This window comes from Kitasatospora sp. NPDC048715 (genome assembly GCF_043198905.1).
In the GTDB taxonomy this organism is placed as follows: domain Bacteria; phylum Actinomycetota; class Actinomycetes; order Streptomycetales; family Streptomycetaceae; genus Kitasatospora; species Kitasatospora lactacystinica.
Map to the genome: position 1 here is coordinate 38,364 of NZ_JBICVH010000002.1, position 16,107 is coordinate 54,470.

Annotated in this window: 10 protein-coding genes and 2 pseudogenes; 8 read left to right on the forward strand and 4 right to left on the reverse strand. The window is 72.5% G+C overall.

The window, feature by feature from the left end:
- The first annotated feature begins 147 nt into the window (after positions 1–147).
- From ACGFSC_RS04370 to ACGFSC_RS04380, 3 genes are all read left to right on the forward strand, one after another.
- Positions 148–645, forward strand: coding sequence for a MarR family transcriptional regulator (locus ACGFSC_RS04370; RefSeq protein ID WP_359906798.1), 498 nt, complete (start codon positions 148–150; stop codon positions 643–645).
- 451 nt (positions 646–1,096) lie between these two features.
- On the forward strand, positions 1,097–2,716 hold the full coding sequence (locus ACGFSC_RS04375) for a S8 family peptidase (RefSeq protein WP_359906795.1): 1,620 nt from the start codon (positions 1,097–1,099) through the stop codon (positions 2,714–2,716).
- A 36-nt stretch (positions 2,717–2,752) separates the two neighbouring features.
- Positions 2,753–4,120 (forward strand): hypothetical protein, encoded by a 1,368-nt coding sequence (locus ACGFSC_RS04380; RefSeq protein WP_359906792.1) that lies wholly within the window; start codon positions 2,753–2,755, stop codon positions 4,118–4,120.
- A 113-nt stretch (positions 4,121–4,233) separates the two neighbouring features.
- Here the strand turns inward: ACGFSC_RS04380 and ACGFSC_RS04385 are convergent, their stop codons facing one another.
- Positions 4,234–6,936: a glycosyl hydrolase gene (locus tag ACGFSC_RS04385; RefSeq protein WP_359906789.1), complete on the reverse strand. Its 2,703-nt coding sequence runs from the start codon at positions 6,934–6,936 to the stop codon at positions 4,234–4,236.
- Positions 6,937–7,268: 332 nt separating this feature from the next.
- On the opposite strand from ACGFSC_RS04385, the pseudogene ACGFSC_RS04390 reads away from it, so the two are divergent.
- Both ACGFSC_RS04390 and ACGFSC_RS04395 read left to right on the forward strand, forming a co-directional pair.
- Positions 7,269–7,769: pseudogene (locus tag ACGFSC_RS04390) on the forward strand (carbohydrate binding domain-containing protein); the annotation flags it as partial.
- Between the two features lie 255 nt (positions 7,770–8,024).
- Positions 8,025–8,978: pseudogene (locus ACGFSC_RS04395) on the forward strand (chitinase); the annotation flags it as partial.
- A gap of 78 nt (positions 8,979–9,056) precedes the next feature.
- Here ACGFSC_RS04395 and ACGFSC_RS04400 read toward each other — a convergent pair.
- Positions 9,057–9,560, reverse strand: coding sequence for an Lrp/AsnC family transcriptional regulator (locus tag ACGFSC_RS04400; RefSeq protein ID WP_359906786.1), 504 nt, complete (start codon positions 9,558–9,560; stop codon positions 9,057–9,059).
- A 76-nt stretch (positions 9,561–9,636) separates the two neighbouring features.
- On the opposite strand from ACGFSC_RS04400, the gene ACGFSC_RS04405 reads away from it, so the two are divergent.
- Complete coding sequence (locus tag ACGFSC_RS04405; RefSeq protein ID WP_359906857.1) at positions 9,637–10,554, forward strand: SMP-30/gluconolactonase/LRE family protein; 918 nt, start codon at positions 9,637–9,639, stop codon at positions 10,552–10,554.
- 60 nt (positions 10,555–10,614) lie between these two features.
- Here ACGFSC_RS04405 and ACGFSC_RS04410 read toward each other — a convergent pair whose 3' ends face one another.
- Both ACGFSC_RS04410 and ACGFSC_RS04415 read right to left on the reverse strand, forming a co-directional pair.
- The gene (locus ACGFSC_RS04410) at positions 10,615–11,520 is read right to left on the reverse strand and encodes an NAD(P)H-binding protein (RefSeq protein WP_359906783.1); all 906 of its coding nucleotides are present in this window, start codon (positions 11,518–11,520) and stop codon (positions 10,615–10,617) included.
- 64 nt (positions 11,521–11,584) lie between these two features.
- Positions 11,585–12,628 (reverse strand): NAD(P)-dependent alcohol dehydrogenase, encoded by a 1,044-nt coding sequence (locus ACGFSC_RS04415; RefSeq protein WP_359906780.1) that lies wholly within the window; start codon positions 12,626–12,628, stop codon positions 11,585–11,587.
- Positions 12,629–12,907: 279 nt separating this feature from the next.
- Between ACGFSC_RS04415 and ACGFSC_RS04420 the strand changes: the two genes are divergently transcribed.
- Together ACGFSC_RS04420 and ACGFSC_RS04425 are read left to right on the forward strand one after the other, a co-directional pair.
- The gene (locus ACGFSC_RS04420; RefSeq protein ID WP_359906777.1) at positions 12,908–14,032 is read left to right on the forward strand and encodes an RICIN domain-containing protein; all 1,125 of its coding nucleotides are present in this window, start codon (positions 12,908–12,910) and stop codon (positions 14,030–14,032) included.
- 296 nt (positions 14,033–14,328) lie between these two features.
- Positions 14,329–16,017, forward strand: coding sequence for a CocE/NonD family hydrolase (locus ACGFSC_RS04425; protein WP_359906774.1), 1,689 nt, complete (start codon positions 14,329–14,331; stop codon positions 16,015–16,017).
- Positions 16,018–16,107: the final 90 nt, after the last annotated feature.

The following is a 16,107-nucleotide window of genomic DNA, read 5'->3' on the forward strand; positions in this document are numbered from 1 at the left end:
GTGACGGGTCCGGTGCCGGCCCTCCCCGGGTCGGCACCGGACCCGCGCCATGACCGCCGGTCCGCCGGGCGCCGCCTCCGACACAGCCGCCGGCGGCGACCCCGCGAACCGACGAACCGACGAACCAGCACCACCGAGAGAACCGCCATGTCCCAGGACGCGCCCGCACCCCCGCCCCCGTCGGCCCCGCCCGTACGGCCGCTCGACCGCATGTACCGCATCATCGCGCTCTGGAAGGGGCACCTGGCGCCCGCCCTCAAGGAGAACGGGCTCACCGTCGCCCACTTCCACGTCCTCGCGGTCCTGCGCCGGGCCGGGCCCTCCCACCGCCTGACCACCGGACAACTGGCCGCCGGCGAGATGGTCACCGGCTCCGGCATGACGGCCCGCGCGGACCAGCTGGAACGCAAGGGCCTGATCGCCCGCGAGCGCGACGAACGCGACCGCCGGATCATCCACCTCAGGCTCACCGACCGCGGCCTGTGCCTCGTCGACCAGGTCATCGCCCGGCACCGCCTGATGGAACAGCGGCTGATGGCCGGGCTCGACGACGGGGAACACCGCGCCCTCGCCGGCCTGCTCACCAGGCTGGAACACCTCCTCGAAGGCGACACCGGCACCCCCCGGACCGGTCGGCAGCTCTGACCGAACTCGCGGCGCGGACCCTCGCCGCCCTGGCGAACCGGCGGCCCGCCGACCGCCCGGCCGTGACCCGCTCCGCGCTCGGCTTCCACCGGCCCGGCGCACGCCGTTCCCCCCGCGCCCTCGCGTCGTCGCCTCGTCGCGCCCGCGTTGTCGTGTCGTCGCGGCGTCGTGCCCGTTCGTGCGCGACTCCCGTGGCCGTTGCGCTCCCGCCGTCACCTTCGCGACGGCGGGAGCGCCCGCGTTCCGGCGCGTGCTGCCCGGCCGGTCCTGGGGAGAGGGGGCGAAACGGCCGGACCGGTGGGGCGAACGGGCGCCGTCGAGCACGGGAGGAGGCCCGTGCCGGGGCGGGCACCGGCGAGTTGCAGCGGCTGTGGGACCGGCTGACACTCGCAGCAGGAGCGGTGGCGCCGACGGGTCGGCCGCCGCGCCCGCCCCGGAGACGAGAACGGTCATGGCGTACGAGCCGGAGAGCCCCTTCCGGTCGCCCATCGTGGGTGACCTCAACCTGTCCCCGCCCGGCGCCGGGCTCCGCGAGGCCGCGGAGCCCGCGGCCGACCCGGAGCGGCAGGTGCCGATGCTGATCGAGCTGAACCTGCGCTTTCCCGGCGGACTCCAGGCGGTCCGCGACGAGTTCTACGCGCTCTGGGAGCACTACGCGGGGCGGTCGAGCGGGTGGTGGCCGGTGGAGGTCACCTCGGGGAGCCACGTGCAGCCCGAGGTGCCGCGGGGGCTCGCGCTGGTCGCGCCGAAGCTGTACCAGACCGTCCTCTCCCGGGGGGACCTCCGCGAGCTGGTGGAGGACGACCGGCAGTCCGCCGTCCGGACCGGGCGGCCGCCCGTCATCTTCCGGGTGTGGCCGGACTATCCGCTGGACCCCCAGATCGACCGCTCGGCACCCACGGTGAAGGCCAACGCCGCCTGGCGCGCCTACGACGCGCGCGGCAGCGGGATCGTGTGGGCGGTCATCGACAGCGGCATCGACGCGGCCCACCCGCACTTCTCCCGGCTGGAGCTCGCGGCCGAGGGGCGGGGCGAGGACCTGCCGCAGGGGAGGACCACCCGGTTGCACCGCGACTTCAGCTTCCTGGTGAACCCGGACGACCCCGCGGCGCAGCCGCCCGGCGGAGCGACGGGCCGGAACCCGGCGTCGCCGCTCGTGGACGACAGCGGGCACGGCACGCACGTCGCCGGCATCATCGCGGGCTGCACCCCGGAGGGCATGACGCCGCGGGTGGCGACGCCGGACGAGCCCGGGGACGGCGGATTCGTCTCCAGGGCCGGCGCGGACCGGCTGTCCGGGATGGCGCCGGACTGCGATCTGGTCAGCATCAAGGTCATGAGGCTCAGCCGCCAGGGCACCTATGTGACCTCCTCCAGCGCGGTCATCCGCGCGCTGACCTACCTGCGGACCGAGGTCAACGTGGACCCGGCGGTGCTGCGCGTGCACGGCGTCAACATGAGCCTCGGCTGCGAGTGGAGGCCCGACCAGTACGCCGCGGGCCAGTCGCCGCTCTGCCAGGCCGTGGGCCAGGTGGTCGCCTCCGGTGTGGTCGTGGTGATCTCGGCCGGCAACTTCGGTGCGCGGAGCACGGCCCGGGACACCGCCAACACCTCGGCCGTCATGGGCTCGATCACCGAACCGGCACACACCGAGGACTGCATCGCGGTCGGCTCCACCCACCGGGAGGCGCCGCACGCGTTCGGCGTCACCTGGACCTCGGGAAAGGGCCCGACGCTCGACGGCCGGATGAAACCGGACGTCGTGGCGCCCGGCGAGTGGATCGCCTCGGCGGCCAGCGGCGACGTGCGGGCCACCGCCGGGCTGACCCCGGCCCCGGGGGATCCGGTGCCGGAGAGCCTGCTGACGTACGCCGAGCAGTCCGGCACCTCGATGGCGGCGCCGCACGTGTCCGGTGTGATCGCGGCCTTCCTGTCCGCCCGCCCGGAGTTCATCGGCCGACCGCGGGAGGTCAAGAGCCTGCTCACCGCCTCCGCCACCGACCTCGGCCGGGAGCGGTACGCCCAGGGGGCGGGCCTGGTGGACCTGATGCGGATGCTGGCGAACGTATGACGAACCGACGAACGGCCATCCGAAAGGTCATGTGCGATGAGGCGACTGCCGACCGACGAGCCCGTGTGGGACCTCGCCTTCGACGAGAAGGGGGTGCTGACCGCGCCGGCGGCGGGTGACTTCCTCGACGAGGTGACGGCCGAGGGGGTGACGGACCTGTTCGTGTTCAGCCACGGGTGGGGCGTGGACGAACAGAGCGCCCGCGAGCTCTACGACGCGATGTTCCCGCTGATCCGGCAGGCCGGAAGCGGCGCGGCGAACCTCGGCACGGTGGGGTTCGCGGGCGTCCACTGGCCCGCGCTCTGGTTCCCGCCCACGCCGGCGACCCCGCCACCGGCGGTCGCCTCGCCCCAGGCCGGGGACGGCGCCCTGCTGGACCTCAGCGCCGGAACGGCGGCCGTCTCCGGGGCGGACATCGCCGCGTCGCTGGGCAAGGGCTTCGCCGACCCCGAGCAGCAGCGGACGGTGGCCGAGATCGGCCGACGCATCGACGAGGCGGTGGCGGCCGCCGGTGCGGCCGAGCCCGATGCGGCCAAGGAGCAACGACTGGGGCGGATCCACGAGTTGATCCGGTCCCTGGTGCCGCCGCCCGGGCCCGACGGCGGGTTCGAGGACGCGGGCGAGACCGCGCTGCTCCTGGACGCCGATCCGAGGACGTCGTACCGGGCCGCCGCCGAGGCCTTCGGCAGCGCGCCGCCCGGCTCCTCCACGCAGGGCATCGGCGACTGGTTCCAGCACGCCGTGAACGGCGCGAAGGACGTGCTGCGGGTGCTCTCGTTCTCGATCATGAAGGCCCGGGCCGGCGACATCGGCCGGGGCGGCCTGGGGCCGCTGCTGGCCACCCTGCACGGCCGCTCGCCCGGCCTGCGGGTGCACCTCCTCGGCCACAGCTTCGGTGCCCGGCTGGTCTCCTTCGCCCTGGCCGGCGTCGGCGCCCCCGCCGACAGCCCGGTCGCCTCGCTCCTGCTGATCCAGGGGGCGTTCTCGCACTGGTCCTTCGCCCACGCCCAGGACAACCCCTTCGGCAGCGCGGGCGCGCTGAACGCCTTCGCGGACCGGGTGCGCGGTCCGCTCGTCTCCACCTACAGCGTCCACGACTGGGCCGTCGGCGTGTGGTACCCGAAGGCGTCCTTCCTCGCCCGCCAGGACTCCGAGGCCGATGTCGCCGGACGCTGGGACGGCATGGGTGCGGACGGGTACCAGGCCGTGGCGCCGACCGGGGACCGGGTGATGCCGGCCGAGGGCGGCATCGACTACGCCTTCGTGCCCGGGACCTTCTACCGGGTGAACGCCGCCACCGTCATCGACAACGTGGCGGGCGAGCCGTTCTCCGGTGCGCACTCCGACATCCGCAAGCCCCAGGTCGCCGCGCTCGCGGCGGCCGCCGCCGCGGCGCACGGGTAGTGGGGGCGGCGGTGGACTGACCACGGCCGTCGGACCACGACGCCGCCGCCCGACCCGCTCGTAAGGAGCGGATCGGGCGGCGGCGTCGTGCGGGTGCGGCGGAGCGGAGCCGGTCAGCCGTCCGTCTCGTCGTAGCGGCCGTGGCCCAGGCGGCGCAGGTCGAAGGACCGGATGCCACGGCCGAAGGTGGCGGCGTAGAGCCTGCCGTCGGGGCCGGTCTTCAGCTGCTGCACCGCGGCGGTGGGCAGGTTGCGACCGAGGACGCGCCAGTCGGTGGTGCCGGGGGCGCGGTAGAAAGCGGCGAGGTCGGTGCCGAGGGCGAGGCCGCCGTTGGGCAGGATCTTCACCGAGGTCGCGGGGACGTCGGGCAGGTTGGCCGAGACGTCGGTCCAGGTGGCTCCGCCGTCGCGGGTCTCGAAGAGGTGGCCGACGCCGGCGCCGGGGCCTTCGGTCCAGGTCCGGGAGAAGCCGTTGAAGGCGACGAAGACGTGCTGGGCGTCGCTCTCGTCGACCGCGAACGAGGAGATGTAGCGGTTGGGCAGGGTGCCGTCCACCGGCAGGTCGAGCTGGTGCCAGCCGGTGCCGTCGGTCTTGCCGACCGCGATGCCGCGGCTGAAGCCGACGTTGTTGCAGGGGCCGCACCAGCCCGCGTACACCGTGCCGTCGACCGTCGCCACCGCCGTGGCGACGTGGCCGGCGCCCAGGTCGTAGGCGTTGGCCCACTCGCTGCCGCTGCGGATCGCGTAGCCCTTGTGCTGCACCCAGACGTGCCGGCCGCCGGCGATCCAGGTGTTGACGTCCTTGGGGTCCGAGGTGATCGGCGCGATGAAGCGGGCGGAGCTGGTGTCCTTGTCCGGCGGGGCGACCTCGTAGGAGGTGGCCTTGGCCGGGTCGGTCTTCCAGACGCCGCTGTTGACGGCGCAGTTCTGGGTGACCCAGACGTCGAGGTAGACATACTCCTCGGCGATGTTGCAGCCGTTGTCCGGGTCGACGAGGGTGTCGGCGCCGTCGCCGCCGAAGTTGGAGCCCATCACCTTGTCGTGGGCGCGCAGGATGGACTCGCCGTTGTCCTGGAGACCGCCGCTGACGATCACGCCCCGGCCCGAGCGGTCCGCCGGGTCCTTGCCGACGCCGACCGAGTAGTACTGCAGGGTGTCCATGGTGCCGTCGGCCAGGGACTTCCAGTCCGTGGCGTGGCCGGAGGCGTCGGCCGCGCCGGCGACCGGACGGCTGTAGACGCCGCCGTCGTTGCCCACGTAGACGCTGGTCCTGCCCTGGTACGTGCCGAAGGCGACGGCGTGCTGGTCGGAGTGCGTGGTCTGCGAGCAGTCACCGGTCTGCTTGGTCGGGTCGATGCTCCAGCAGGGGAAGCCGAAGTTCCAGTACGGGCCCGGGACGGTCCAGGTGGAGCCGCCGTCCTTCGTCTCCAGGACCTCCTCCAGGCCCGCGTAGACGTGGTCCGGGTCGGCGGGGTCGACCTGGAGGAACTGGTTGTACCAGGCCTGGATGCCGGGCTGGTAACCCTCGTCCTGGAGTGCGGAGCCGGAGTTCTTCAGCTTGTCCTTGTCCGCGATCCGGGTCCACGGCCCGAACGGGGAGCCGGACTTGGAGGCGTAGATGCCCTTGAGTCCGGTGTCGGGGTCGGTCGCCGAGACCTCCGGGGACTGGTCGATGGCGTAGTAGCGCGAGCCGTCGGCCGAGGCGGCGAAGGTCACATTGCCGACGTTCGCGGCGTCGGTCGGCAGGTCGCCGAGCGAGCCGACGCGCTGCCAGGTGCCGTCCGCGGCCTTGCTGTAGAAGCCGTTGTAGCTGTCGCCACCGCGCCAGCCGACGGCGAGGACGACCTTGCCCGGGTCCTTGGGGTCGATCGCGATGTCGTTGGCGATGTTCTTGTACGGCGCGGCCGGGTCGCCGGCCTTCGAACCACCGGGCAGGTACTCCGGGTTGGGCGCGAACTCCAGCGTCCACGGACCGGACAGGTCCGTCGTGGAGTGGCTCCACACGCCCCGGCTGGTGGCCGCCCACACCTTGCCGCCGCCGAAGCGAAGCGCATGGATGATGGTCGACTCCAGCTCGGCTCCGCCGACCCGGTTGCCGGGTTGGAACTCGCCGCGCTTCGGGTCCGGCAGCACGTACACGCCGGTGCCGACGTACGAGGTCGCGCCGGTGTTGGACTCGCCGGTGGCGTACCAGAGCCGGCCGCCGTCATCGAGGTCCAGGGTGCCCGTCGAGAGGGAAGGGAGGCTGTCCGAGATGGACTGCCACCGGCCGCCGCCGGTGCGGGAGCGGAAGACGCCGCCGTTGGCACCGCCCGCGTACACGTAGCCGTCCTGGTCGGCCGCGAGCCCGGTGATCCGGCCGGTCACGTAGCCGGAGCCGCCGCTGGAGTTGGAGTTGACGTCCCGGTAGCGCGGGTCGTCGGAGTCGTAGGGCTTGTCGGTGACGTGGTCCCAGCTGCCGGCGGTGTGCGGCATCGACTGCAGCTGGGCCCAGGCCGCGCCGTAGGCGCCGGGCGCGACCACGCCGGGGGCGGTGCGGGCCTCGGTGTACTGCGCGGTGCCCTCGGCCGAGTTCTCCGCCTCGTCGCCCTCGTCCTCCCCGGGGGCCTCGGACTTGGCGGTGAACGCCGGGCCGGCGGCTGCCTGGGTCTTGACCTTCTTGGCGTGCTTCTGGCCGATCTCGGCCTGGTGCTGGGCCTGGTGCGGGCGCGGGCCGGGAGCGTCGGAGGGCGCGGCGAGCGCCTGGGTGGTGGCCAGGCCCAGCGCGGTCAGTGTGACGGTGCTCAGCAGAAGCTTGTTGTGTCGCCCCTTGGGCACGTGGAGACCTCCCCGTGAAGTGCCGGCGGCGCGGGTCGCGCGTTCCGGCGGAGACAGGCGAAGCCTTGCGGGTGGGCCGTGACTGAGGAAGGGCAACGCGCATAACGACTTATTAAAAGTACTACTGTTAAAGGTGGTTGCATTCACCGTATGGCGGGGTCGGCGAGCCGCGCCCCCCGCAATTGGTCCAGACCTATTGACTCCGTTTGCCGCCCCTCCTACGATCCGGTCCGGCACAGCCCCACATGTTTCCCCCCACCTCACCCAGAGCCGGGCGTCACGCCCCCACGCGTCGGTCATGTCCATGACGCTCGGCGGAAAGGGAGCACAGCATGTTTCGTCGGAGGTCGCGCACCCCACGCCCGTCGGGCGGATTCCGCCCGGAGCGGGCGACCGTGGAACGCGCGGTACAGGTGCCCCGGACCGGCCGCCCCGAGCCCGGGCCGACCGTCCTGAAGCGCTTCCTCGCCGGGGTGAGCGCCGCAGCCGTCATCGGCGCCGGCATCGCCGTGGCCGGCACCGTCACGGCCGGGGCCGCCACCCCCAACCTGGTCGCCAACCCCGGCTTCGAGAACGGGCTTTCCGACTGGACCTGTTCCGGTGGGGCGGGCGCGGCGGTGAGCAGCCCGGTCCACTCCGGCGCCTCCGCGCTCAAGGCCACGCCGACCGGCCAGGACACCGCCCAGTGCACCCAGACCATCAGCGTGCAGCCCAACTCCCAGTACACGCTGAGCGCCTACGTCCAGGGCAGCTACATCTACCTGGGCGCCACCGGCACCGGTGTCACCAACGCCTCCACCTGGACGGCGAACAGCGCCTCGTACAGCCAGCTCAGCGTGGGCTTCACCACCGGGGCGAGCACCACCTCGGTGACCGTCTTCCTGCACGGCTGGTACGGGCAGCCCGCGTTCTACGCGGACGACGTGTCGCTCACCGGCCCCGGCGGCAGCAGCCCCTCGCCGACCGCCACCACGCCGACCACCGCGCCTCCGACGTCGTCGACGCCGACCACCACGCCGCCCACCAGCACACCGCCGACGACGTCGACGCCCACCACGACGCCGCCCACCACCACGCCGCCGAGCGACACCTGCCCCACGAAGCCCAAGCCGTCCGGCAAGGTCCTCCAGGGGTACTGGGAGAACTGGGACGGCGCCCTGAACGGCGTCCACCCCGGCATGGGCTGGACGCCCATCACGGACAGCCGGATCGCCGCGCACGGCTACAACGTCATCAACGCCGCCTTCCCGGTGATCCTCTCGGACGGCACCGTCCTGTGGCAGGACGGCATGGACACCAACGTCAAGGTCTCGACCCCCGCCGAGATGTGCCAGGCCAAGGCGGCCGGGGCGACGATCCTGATGTCGATCGGCGGCGCCGCCGCCGGCATCGACCTGAGCTCCAGCACCGTCGCCGACAAGTTCGTCGCGACCGTCGTCCCGATCCTGAAGAAGTACAACTTCGACGGAATCGACATCGACATCGAGACCGGCCTGTCCGGGAGCGGCAACATCAACACGCTGTCCGCCTCCCAGGCCAACCTGATCCGCATCATCGACGGCGTGCTGTCCCAGATGCCCGCGGGCTTCGGCCTGACGATGGCCCCCGAGACCGCGTACGTCACCGGCGGAAGCGTCAACTACGGGTCGATCTGGGGCGCCTACCTGCCGATCGTCAAGAAGTACGCCGACAACGGGCAGCTGTGGTGGCTGAACATGCAGTACTACAACGGCAGCATGTACGGCTGCTCCGGCGACTCCTACCAGGCCGGTACCGTCCAGGGCTTCACCGCGCAGACCACCTGCCTGAACAACGGCCTGACCATCCAGGGCACCACCATCCGGGTGCCCTACGACAAGCAGGTGCCCGGCCTGCCGGCCCAGCCCGGTGCGGGCGGCGGCTACATGGACACGGGCCTGGTCGGCCAGTCGTGGAACGCCTTCAACGGTTCGCTGAAGGGGCTCATGACGTGGTCGCTCAACTGGGACGGCTCGAAGGGCTGGTCCTTCGGCGACAACGTCAAGCGCCTCCAGGGGCGTTGACACCCCGGAGTCCCCGGAGCTCCCGGAGTTCCCGCCGACGTCCCCGCGCCCCGGTGCACCGCTCCGGGTGCGGCCCGGTCACCGACCGGAGCCGCGCCCGGCTCGGAGCCCGGGGCGCGGGCCGTCGAAGCCCTCGGGCGCGGGGGGCCGTTCGAAGAAGGTCTCCAGGACGACGGTCGCCTGGGTGCCGCTCACGCCGTCGATCGCGTAGAGCCGCCGCAGCACGTCCTGAAGCTGTTCGGGGGTCGCCGTCCGCACCTTGACCAGCACCGAGGCGCTGCCCGCGATGATGTGCGCCTCCTCGATCTCGGGTATCGCGGTGAAAGCCGGCGCCGAGTCCCCCATCCAGGCCGTGGAATCCACCATCACGAAGGAGAGCACCCCGAGCCCGAGGCTCCTGGGGTCCAGCTCCACCGTGGTGCGGCGGATCACGCCGCGCTCGCGCAGCTTGCGCACCCGCTCGTGCGCCGCCGCCGTGGAGAGGCCCACGGCCCTGCCCAGCGCCGCGTACGCCTGTCCGGCGTCCTGTTGCAGCAGGGCGAGCAACGCCCGGTCGGTGTCGTCGAGATGATCGATGGTCATGGTGGGACCATACCGTGTTCTGGCATACTCCCAATTATCGGGACGGTATTCGGTACTAGGCGACACGGGGTGAATGATGTCCGGCTCCATCGGGTCCGAGCTGTACGAGATCCTGGACGAGCGGTTCCGCCGCTGCACCAACGGCGACAGCCGGCTGGAGAAGCTGTACGGCGACTGCCGCTGGGCCGAGGGCCCGCTCTACCTGCCCGCCTGGCGCCAGGTGATCTGGAGTGACATCCCCAACGACCGGCTGCTGCGCTGGGACGAGGCCACCGGCACGGTCGGCGTCTTCCGCTCCCCGGCCGGGCACCCCAACGGCAACACCCTCGACCGCGAGGGCCGGCTGATCAGCTGCGAGCAGGGCGACCGCCGGGTGACCCGCACCGAGCACGACGGCCGGATCACCGTCCTCGCCGACCGCTACCGGGGCAAGCGGCTCAACTCGCCCAACGACGCGGTGGTCCGCTCGGACGGCGCGATCTGGTTCTCCGACCCGGACTTCGGCATCACCTCGGACTACGAGGGCCACCGGGCCGAATCCGAGATCGGCGCCCGCGACGTCTACCGGATCGACCCGCACAGCGGCGAGGTCCGGCTGGCGGCCGACGGTTTCGACGGGCCCAACGGACTGGTCCTGTCACCGGACGAGCGGCAGCTCTACGTCAACGACAGCCGGGCCGGGCACATCCGGGTCTTCGACATCCGGGAGGACGGAACCCTCACCGGCGACCGGATCTTCGTCAAGGGCGTCGGCTGCCGCTTCGACAACATCCGCTTCGACCGCGACGGCCGGCTCTGGGCGGCGGCCTTCGACGACGGCGTCCACTGCTACGCCCCCGACGCCACCCTCCTCGGCCGCATCCGTGTTCCCGAGCCGGTCTCGAACCTCACCTTCGGCGGCCCGAAGCGGAACCGGCTGTTCATCACCGCCACCACCTCGCTGTACTCCCTGGTGACGTCCATGACGGGCACCCACCGCGTCTCCTTCCAGTAGGAGACACGCCGGCCCGGCCGCTCGCGGCGGGGGAGCGCCGGCCCGTTGCGTCCCCAGTGGTCAGCCGGTGAACAGGTCGGCGTTCCGCCGGACGAAGTCGCCCACGCCGGTGGCGGGGCGGCCGGTGACCTGCCGGACGCCGTCGGTCCGGCGGTCGTAGCGGTTCTCGGCGTGGAGGCGGGCCATGGTGGAGATGTGCTGGAGGACGTGTTCCGGCAGCTCCAGCGGTGCGAGGTCGTGGTCGATCCACTCCCGCAGCGGGACGTCGACGTAGCGGACGGGCCGGCCGAGGGCTTCGGAGGCCTCCGCGGCGATGGCCGGGCCGTCCTGGGAGCGCGGGCCGGTCAGCTCGTAGACCCGGCCGAGGTGCGGGGCCGGGTCGGCCAGGACCTCCGCGACGACCGCGGCGACGTCCGCGGCCGCCACGGGGGAGGTCCTGGCCCGCCCCAACGGCAGCCTGACGGTGCCGTCCCTGGCGATCGAGGCCAGTCCGGCCCGGAAGAGCGGGTTCTCCAGGAACACGGTGGGCCGGACCTCGACGACGGGCAGGCCCGACCAGCTCAGTACCTGCTCGACCAGCCACTGCTGCCGGTGCTGGTGGGACTCGCCGGCGGCGGAGAGTCCCAGCTCGGAGACGGTCAGCTGGGACATGTTCACGAACACCTCCAGCCGCCCCGCCTCCCGGGCCACGGCCGCCGCCGTGAGGGCGGCCTCCAGGTACTGGTCGGAGACGCCCATGCCGAAGTACGTCCGGCGGCAGCCGGCCAGGGCCGCGAGGACGTCGTCCGTGCGGGTCAGGTCCCCGACGACGACCTCGGCGCCGGTCGCCCGCAGGGCCCGCGCGCGCTCGTCCTCGCGGTGCACCAGGGCGCGGACCGGCAGGCCCCGCCGCCGCAGGTCCTCGACCACGGACCGCCCGACGCCCCCGACGCGGCCGGCGGCCCCGGTCACCAGGATCGGTTGCACGGTCTCCTCCGAAGTGTTCGGCCCGGCGCGGCGCGGGCCCGGTGCGGCCCGGCCCGGCCGGTCGTCAGATGGTGGCGGTGTCGATGACGAAGCGGTAGCGGACGTCGCTGGCGAGGACGCGCTCGTAGGCGTCGTTGATCCGGTCGGCGCCGATCAGCTCGATCTCGGCCGCCACGCCGTGCTCGGCGCAGAAGTCCAGCATCTCCTGGGTCTCGGCGATCCCGCCGATGCCCGAGGAGCTCATGCTGCGGCGCTTGCCGGCCAGCCGCCGGAGGTCGACCTCCACGGGCTCCTCCGGCAGGCCGACGTTGACCATGGCCCCGTCGGTGCGCAGCAGGGAGAAGTAGGCGGCGAAGTCGAGCGGGGCGGAGACGGTGTTGAGGACGAGGTCGAAGGTGCCCGCGAGCTCCTGGAAGGTCGCCGGGTCACTGGTCGCGTGGTAGTGGTCGGCGCCCAGCCGCAGGCCGTCGTCCTTCTTGCGCAGGGACTGGGACAGCACGGTGACCTCGGCCCCGAGCGCGTGGGCGATCTGCACGCCCATGTGGCCGAGCCCGCCGAGGCCGACGACGGCGACCCGCGTGCCGGGCCCGGCGTTCCAGTGCCGCAGCGGGGAGTAGGTGGTGATGCCCGCGCACAGCAGCGGGGCGGCCTTGTCCAGCGGCAGCGCGTCCGGGATGCGCACCACGTAGTTCTCGTCGACGACCACGTTCTTCGCGTAGCCGCCGTACGTGGGCCGGCCGTCCTTGCCGACGGCGTTGTACGTCCACACCGGGCCGTCGTCGCAGTACTGCTCCAGGCCGGCCCGGCAGTTGTCGCAGGTGCGGCAGGAGTCGACCATGCAGCCGACGCCGACCCGGTCGCCGACCCGGAACCTGGTGACGCCGGGGCCGGCCCCGGTGACGACGCCCGCGATCTCGTGCCCGGGCACCATGGGGAAGACCGCCTCGCCCCAGCCCTCGCGGGCCTGGTGGATGTCGGAGTGGCAGATGCCGACGAAGGCGATGTCGATCAGCAGGTCGTGCTCGCCGACCGCACGGCGCTCGATGGTGGTGCGTTCCAGCGGGGCCTTGGGGCCCGGTGCGGCGTAGGCGGCGACGGTGGTGGTCATGGGAGTTCGTTCCCCCTTCTGCGGACGGAACCGCGATGGTCGGATCGGGCCGGGTCGGCCGGGCCGGACGGGTCGGGTGAGCCGGGCGGGTCGGTCGACCAGCACGTCCACGGTACCCACGAGGACGGTGCGCCGCTCTGCCGGCCCGGCCGGGGAGCGGCGGAGCCGGCCCCGGGACGCACGGTCGGGCAGGCCGGGAGGCGCCTGGCGCGACCGCACCCGAGTGGGTGATCATGATGTGACGTCCTGTCATGTTTCTTTGACGAGAAGGTTTTCGCCATGTTGGTCGACTGGCCCACCGAAGTGTTCGCGCTCCGCCTGCACCGCATTCCCGGCCTGGTGGCGGGCGCCGCGGCGGGAAGCCCGGAGGGCACCCCCGTGGTGCTCGCGCCCGAGACCGGCGGTGAGGGCGAGCAGTGGGTGGCCGAGCGGTTCCGGGTGCTCAACCACCGGATCCGGCACGTCGCCACCGGCCTGTACCTGACCGCCGAGGAGTCGAGCCGGGGCGCCGCGGTCACCCTGCGGCCCAAGTTCTCCGACACCGGCAGCGATTCCTCGTACTGGCGGCAGGCGTGGCGGGCCTACGTCCAGCGCGACACCGGCCGGCTGATGGCCCTCCACGACTCCTCCAACTGCCTCCTCGGTCTGGCCGACCCGGCCGCCGAGCGGCCGGGCGGACCGCTGGTGCTGGAGAAGGGCGCGGGCGCCCAGGACCTGTCCTGCACCGCCTGGGCGCCCGCGCCCGTCCCGGCGCCGGAGCCCGCGCCCGCTCCGGCGCCGAAGGTCACCGACCTCCCGGTGGGAACGGGACGGGTCCGGGTGCAGGCCCGCCGCTTCGAGAAGCACGTGCGGACCATCGAGCAGATCTTCGACGAGACCAGCTTCCGGGAGGTCCCCGGCGAGCTCCTCACCCCGGGCACGCGCATCGAGACCTTCGACTTCGACCAGTACTCCCAGGGCGACTGGTACAAGGAGGGTCGGGAGGGAAGTCTCGTGACCTTCACGGACAGCTACGACACGGCGGGCGCCGCGCGCAGGGCCTTCCACCGGCTGAAGGGGGAACCCGCCCGCTACGTGGACTCCGCCGAGGTCGACGTCCACTACGTCCCGCCGAAGCTCGTCGCCCGTACCAACTTCCCCGCCGCGCTCTTCGACCGCATCGGCGGCAGCGACGCCATCTTCCGGACGCCGTACCGGCTGCCCAACGGGCACGGTTTCTACAACCGGCCGGAGCGCCGTGAGGGCCTCTACTTCCCCAAGCGCGACGGCGCCGGCACCGTCGTGCAGTGGAACAAGACCTGGATCGCGGACAACGACACCTCGTACAAGGTCTTCCTCTGCTTCGACGGCCGTTACTTCATCGACCAGATGGACATCACCTGGGCCGACGGCGAGAAGGGCTGACGCGGGATCCCGCCACGGCGCGTCGGGCACGGAACGTCCGCGGTGAACCGCCTGTGCCCCGGCGCGTGGATCGCCCAGGGGAGCCGACAGGTCGAGGGTCGGCTCCCCGGGGACGGGCGGGAGGTGCGAGTCGCCCGGGGTCCTGTACTTCAGGAGGGCGCCCCAACCGGCCCGGAGGCGATGCCGATCACTCGTTCGAGTGATCGGTGGGAGGTATTCCCCCGGGATGATCGCGGTGAGGTGAGCATGTCTCTGACACCCAGTCAGAAGCACTGCCGCGAAAGGCGGGCACAGCCATGTCCATCGAAGGAACCCCGGAGACCCCGTTCGCGCTCAGCGCCGAGGACCTCTCCAGGCTGGAAGCGATCCGCGAAGCGGTACTGGACCCCTCGCCGCGCCGGATCGGCCGCCTCGACCAGTGGGGCCTGGCCGACGAGTACGAGACCTACGCGGAGATCGCCGAGTACCGCGAGCTCTCGATCGCCATGGCGGACGGGACGATGATCGACGCGGCGCTGAGCATCCCGCGCAACCTCGCGCCCGGACAGACCTGTCCCGCGGTCGTCATGCCCGCGCCGCTGATCGGGATCGGCCGGAAGGCCTACCTCGGCATGTTCCCGCGCTGGGCCCTCGGCGGCTACGCCGTCCTGGCCTACAGCCAGCGCGGTCTGGCCGAGTCCGGCGGCGAGATCCACGTCGCCGGTCCGCAGGACGTGGCCGACGGGACCGAGATCATCAACGCGCTGGTCCAGATCGACGGAGTCGACCCGGACCGGATCGGGTTCTTCGGCTCCTCCTACGGCGCCGGAACCAGCCTGCTGGTGGCCGCGCAGGACCCGCGGGTCAAGGCCGTGGCCGGCACCAGCGCCTGGGGCGACCTGTTCGCCTCGCTGTACGAGAACGGCACCCGCCACCTGAAGGCCTTCGAGGCGCTCGTGCAGCTCTTCGGCGAGGACCGCTGCTCGAAGGAGTTCCGCGGCGTCATCGAGAAGATCCGCAACAACGTCGTCGACGACGAGGTCAGGGAGTTCGCGGCGGTGCGTTCGCCCCGGACGCACCTGGACGCGTACAACAATGCCAACACGCCGATCCTGCTGACCACCGCCTGGCACGAGACGATCTTCTCGGTGCCCGCCGTCGTCGACCTCTTCAGCAACCTGACGAGCCCCAAGTCACTGCTCGTCCAGATCGGCGACCACGGCAACGGCGAACTCCCCGGCCTGTTCGGCCTCGTCTCCAAGCCCACCGAGATGGCCTACCGCTGGATGGACCACCACCTCGGCGGCAACGCGGGCGACGGAGCGGCGCCCCAGTTCGGCATCCGCTCCGAGTACATGCACAACCTGCTGTCCGAACTCCGCCACGAGGACTGGGAGAGCTACGCCCTGCCCCGCAGGCGGTTCCACCTCGCCGCCGCGGCCGCGGGCCACAGCGAGGCGCGGCTGGCCGAGGGGCAGCCGCAGTCGGGCTGGGCCCGCTCCGTCAGGGCCACCGGGCGGGACACCGAGGTCGTCGTCGCCCCGAAGCTGGTCCAGACCGGCCTGGCCGAGCGCCTGGGCCGGCCCCACGTCTACGGGACCGCCGAGGTCGACCGCGAGCTCGCCGCGATCTGGACCACCGCGCCGCTGGAGCAGCCCATGCGCGTCCAGGGAGACGTGCAGCTTCGGGTGACGGTGAAGCCCCGGGCGACGGACGCCACGATCGTGGCCTACCTGCTGGACTGCGACCCTGCCACCGGCCAGGCCCGCATCATCACCCACGCCCCGTACACCCTCACCAACGAGCAGGCCGGGCAGGCCACCACCGTGTCCTTCCCGCTGCAGCCCGCCCACTACGCCCTGGCCAAGGGCCGCGTGCTCCAGCTGGTCATCGGCACCCACGACCAGTTCTTCGCCGACGCCAACTCCACCCCCACCAGCATCGAGTTCACCTCGCCCCGGGGTGCCGAGTCCTACCTCGACATCCCGCTCGGCACCCTGGACTGACGCCCGCGCCCCGCAGGGCGCCACAGCCGGAACGGCCGGTCCGCCCAGCGGCGGACCGGCCGCCGGTTGTTCGGCGTTTTGTTCAATGAC

Coding starts and splice junctions, on each gene's coding strand:
- ACGFSC_RS04370 (WP_359906798.1), top strand. CDS start 148: ATGTCCCAGGACGCGCCCGCACCCCCGCCCCCGTCGGCCCCGCCCGTA.
- ACGFSC_RS04375 (WP_359906795.1), top strand. CDS start 1,097: ATGGCGTACGAGCCGGAGAGCCCCTTCCGGTCGCCCATCGTGGGTGAC.
- ACGFSC_RS04380 (WP_359906792.1), top strand. CDS start 2,753: ATGAGGCGACTGCCGACCGACGAGCCCGTGTGGGACCTCGCCTTCGAC.
- ACGFSC_RS04400 (WP_359906786.1), bottom strand. CDS start 9,560: ATGACCATCGATCATCTCGACGACACCGACCGGGCGTTGCTCGCCCTG.
- ACGFSC_RS04405 (WP_359906857.1), top strand. CDS start 9,637: ATGTCCGGCTCCATCGGGTCCGAGCTGTACGAGATCCTGGACGAGCGG.
- ACGFSC_RS04415 (WP_359906780.1), bottom strand. CDS start 12,628: ATGACCACCACCGTCGCCGCCTACGCCGCACCGGGCCCCAAGGCCCCG.
- ACGFSC_RS04420 (WP_359906777.1), top strand. CDS start 12,908: ATGTTGGTCGACTGGCCCACCGAAGTGTTCGCGCTCCGCCTGCACCGC.
- ACGFSC_RS04425 (WP_359906774.1), top strand. CDS start 14,329: ATGTCCATCGAAGGAACCCCGGAGACCCCGTTCGCGCTCAGCGCCGAG.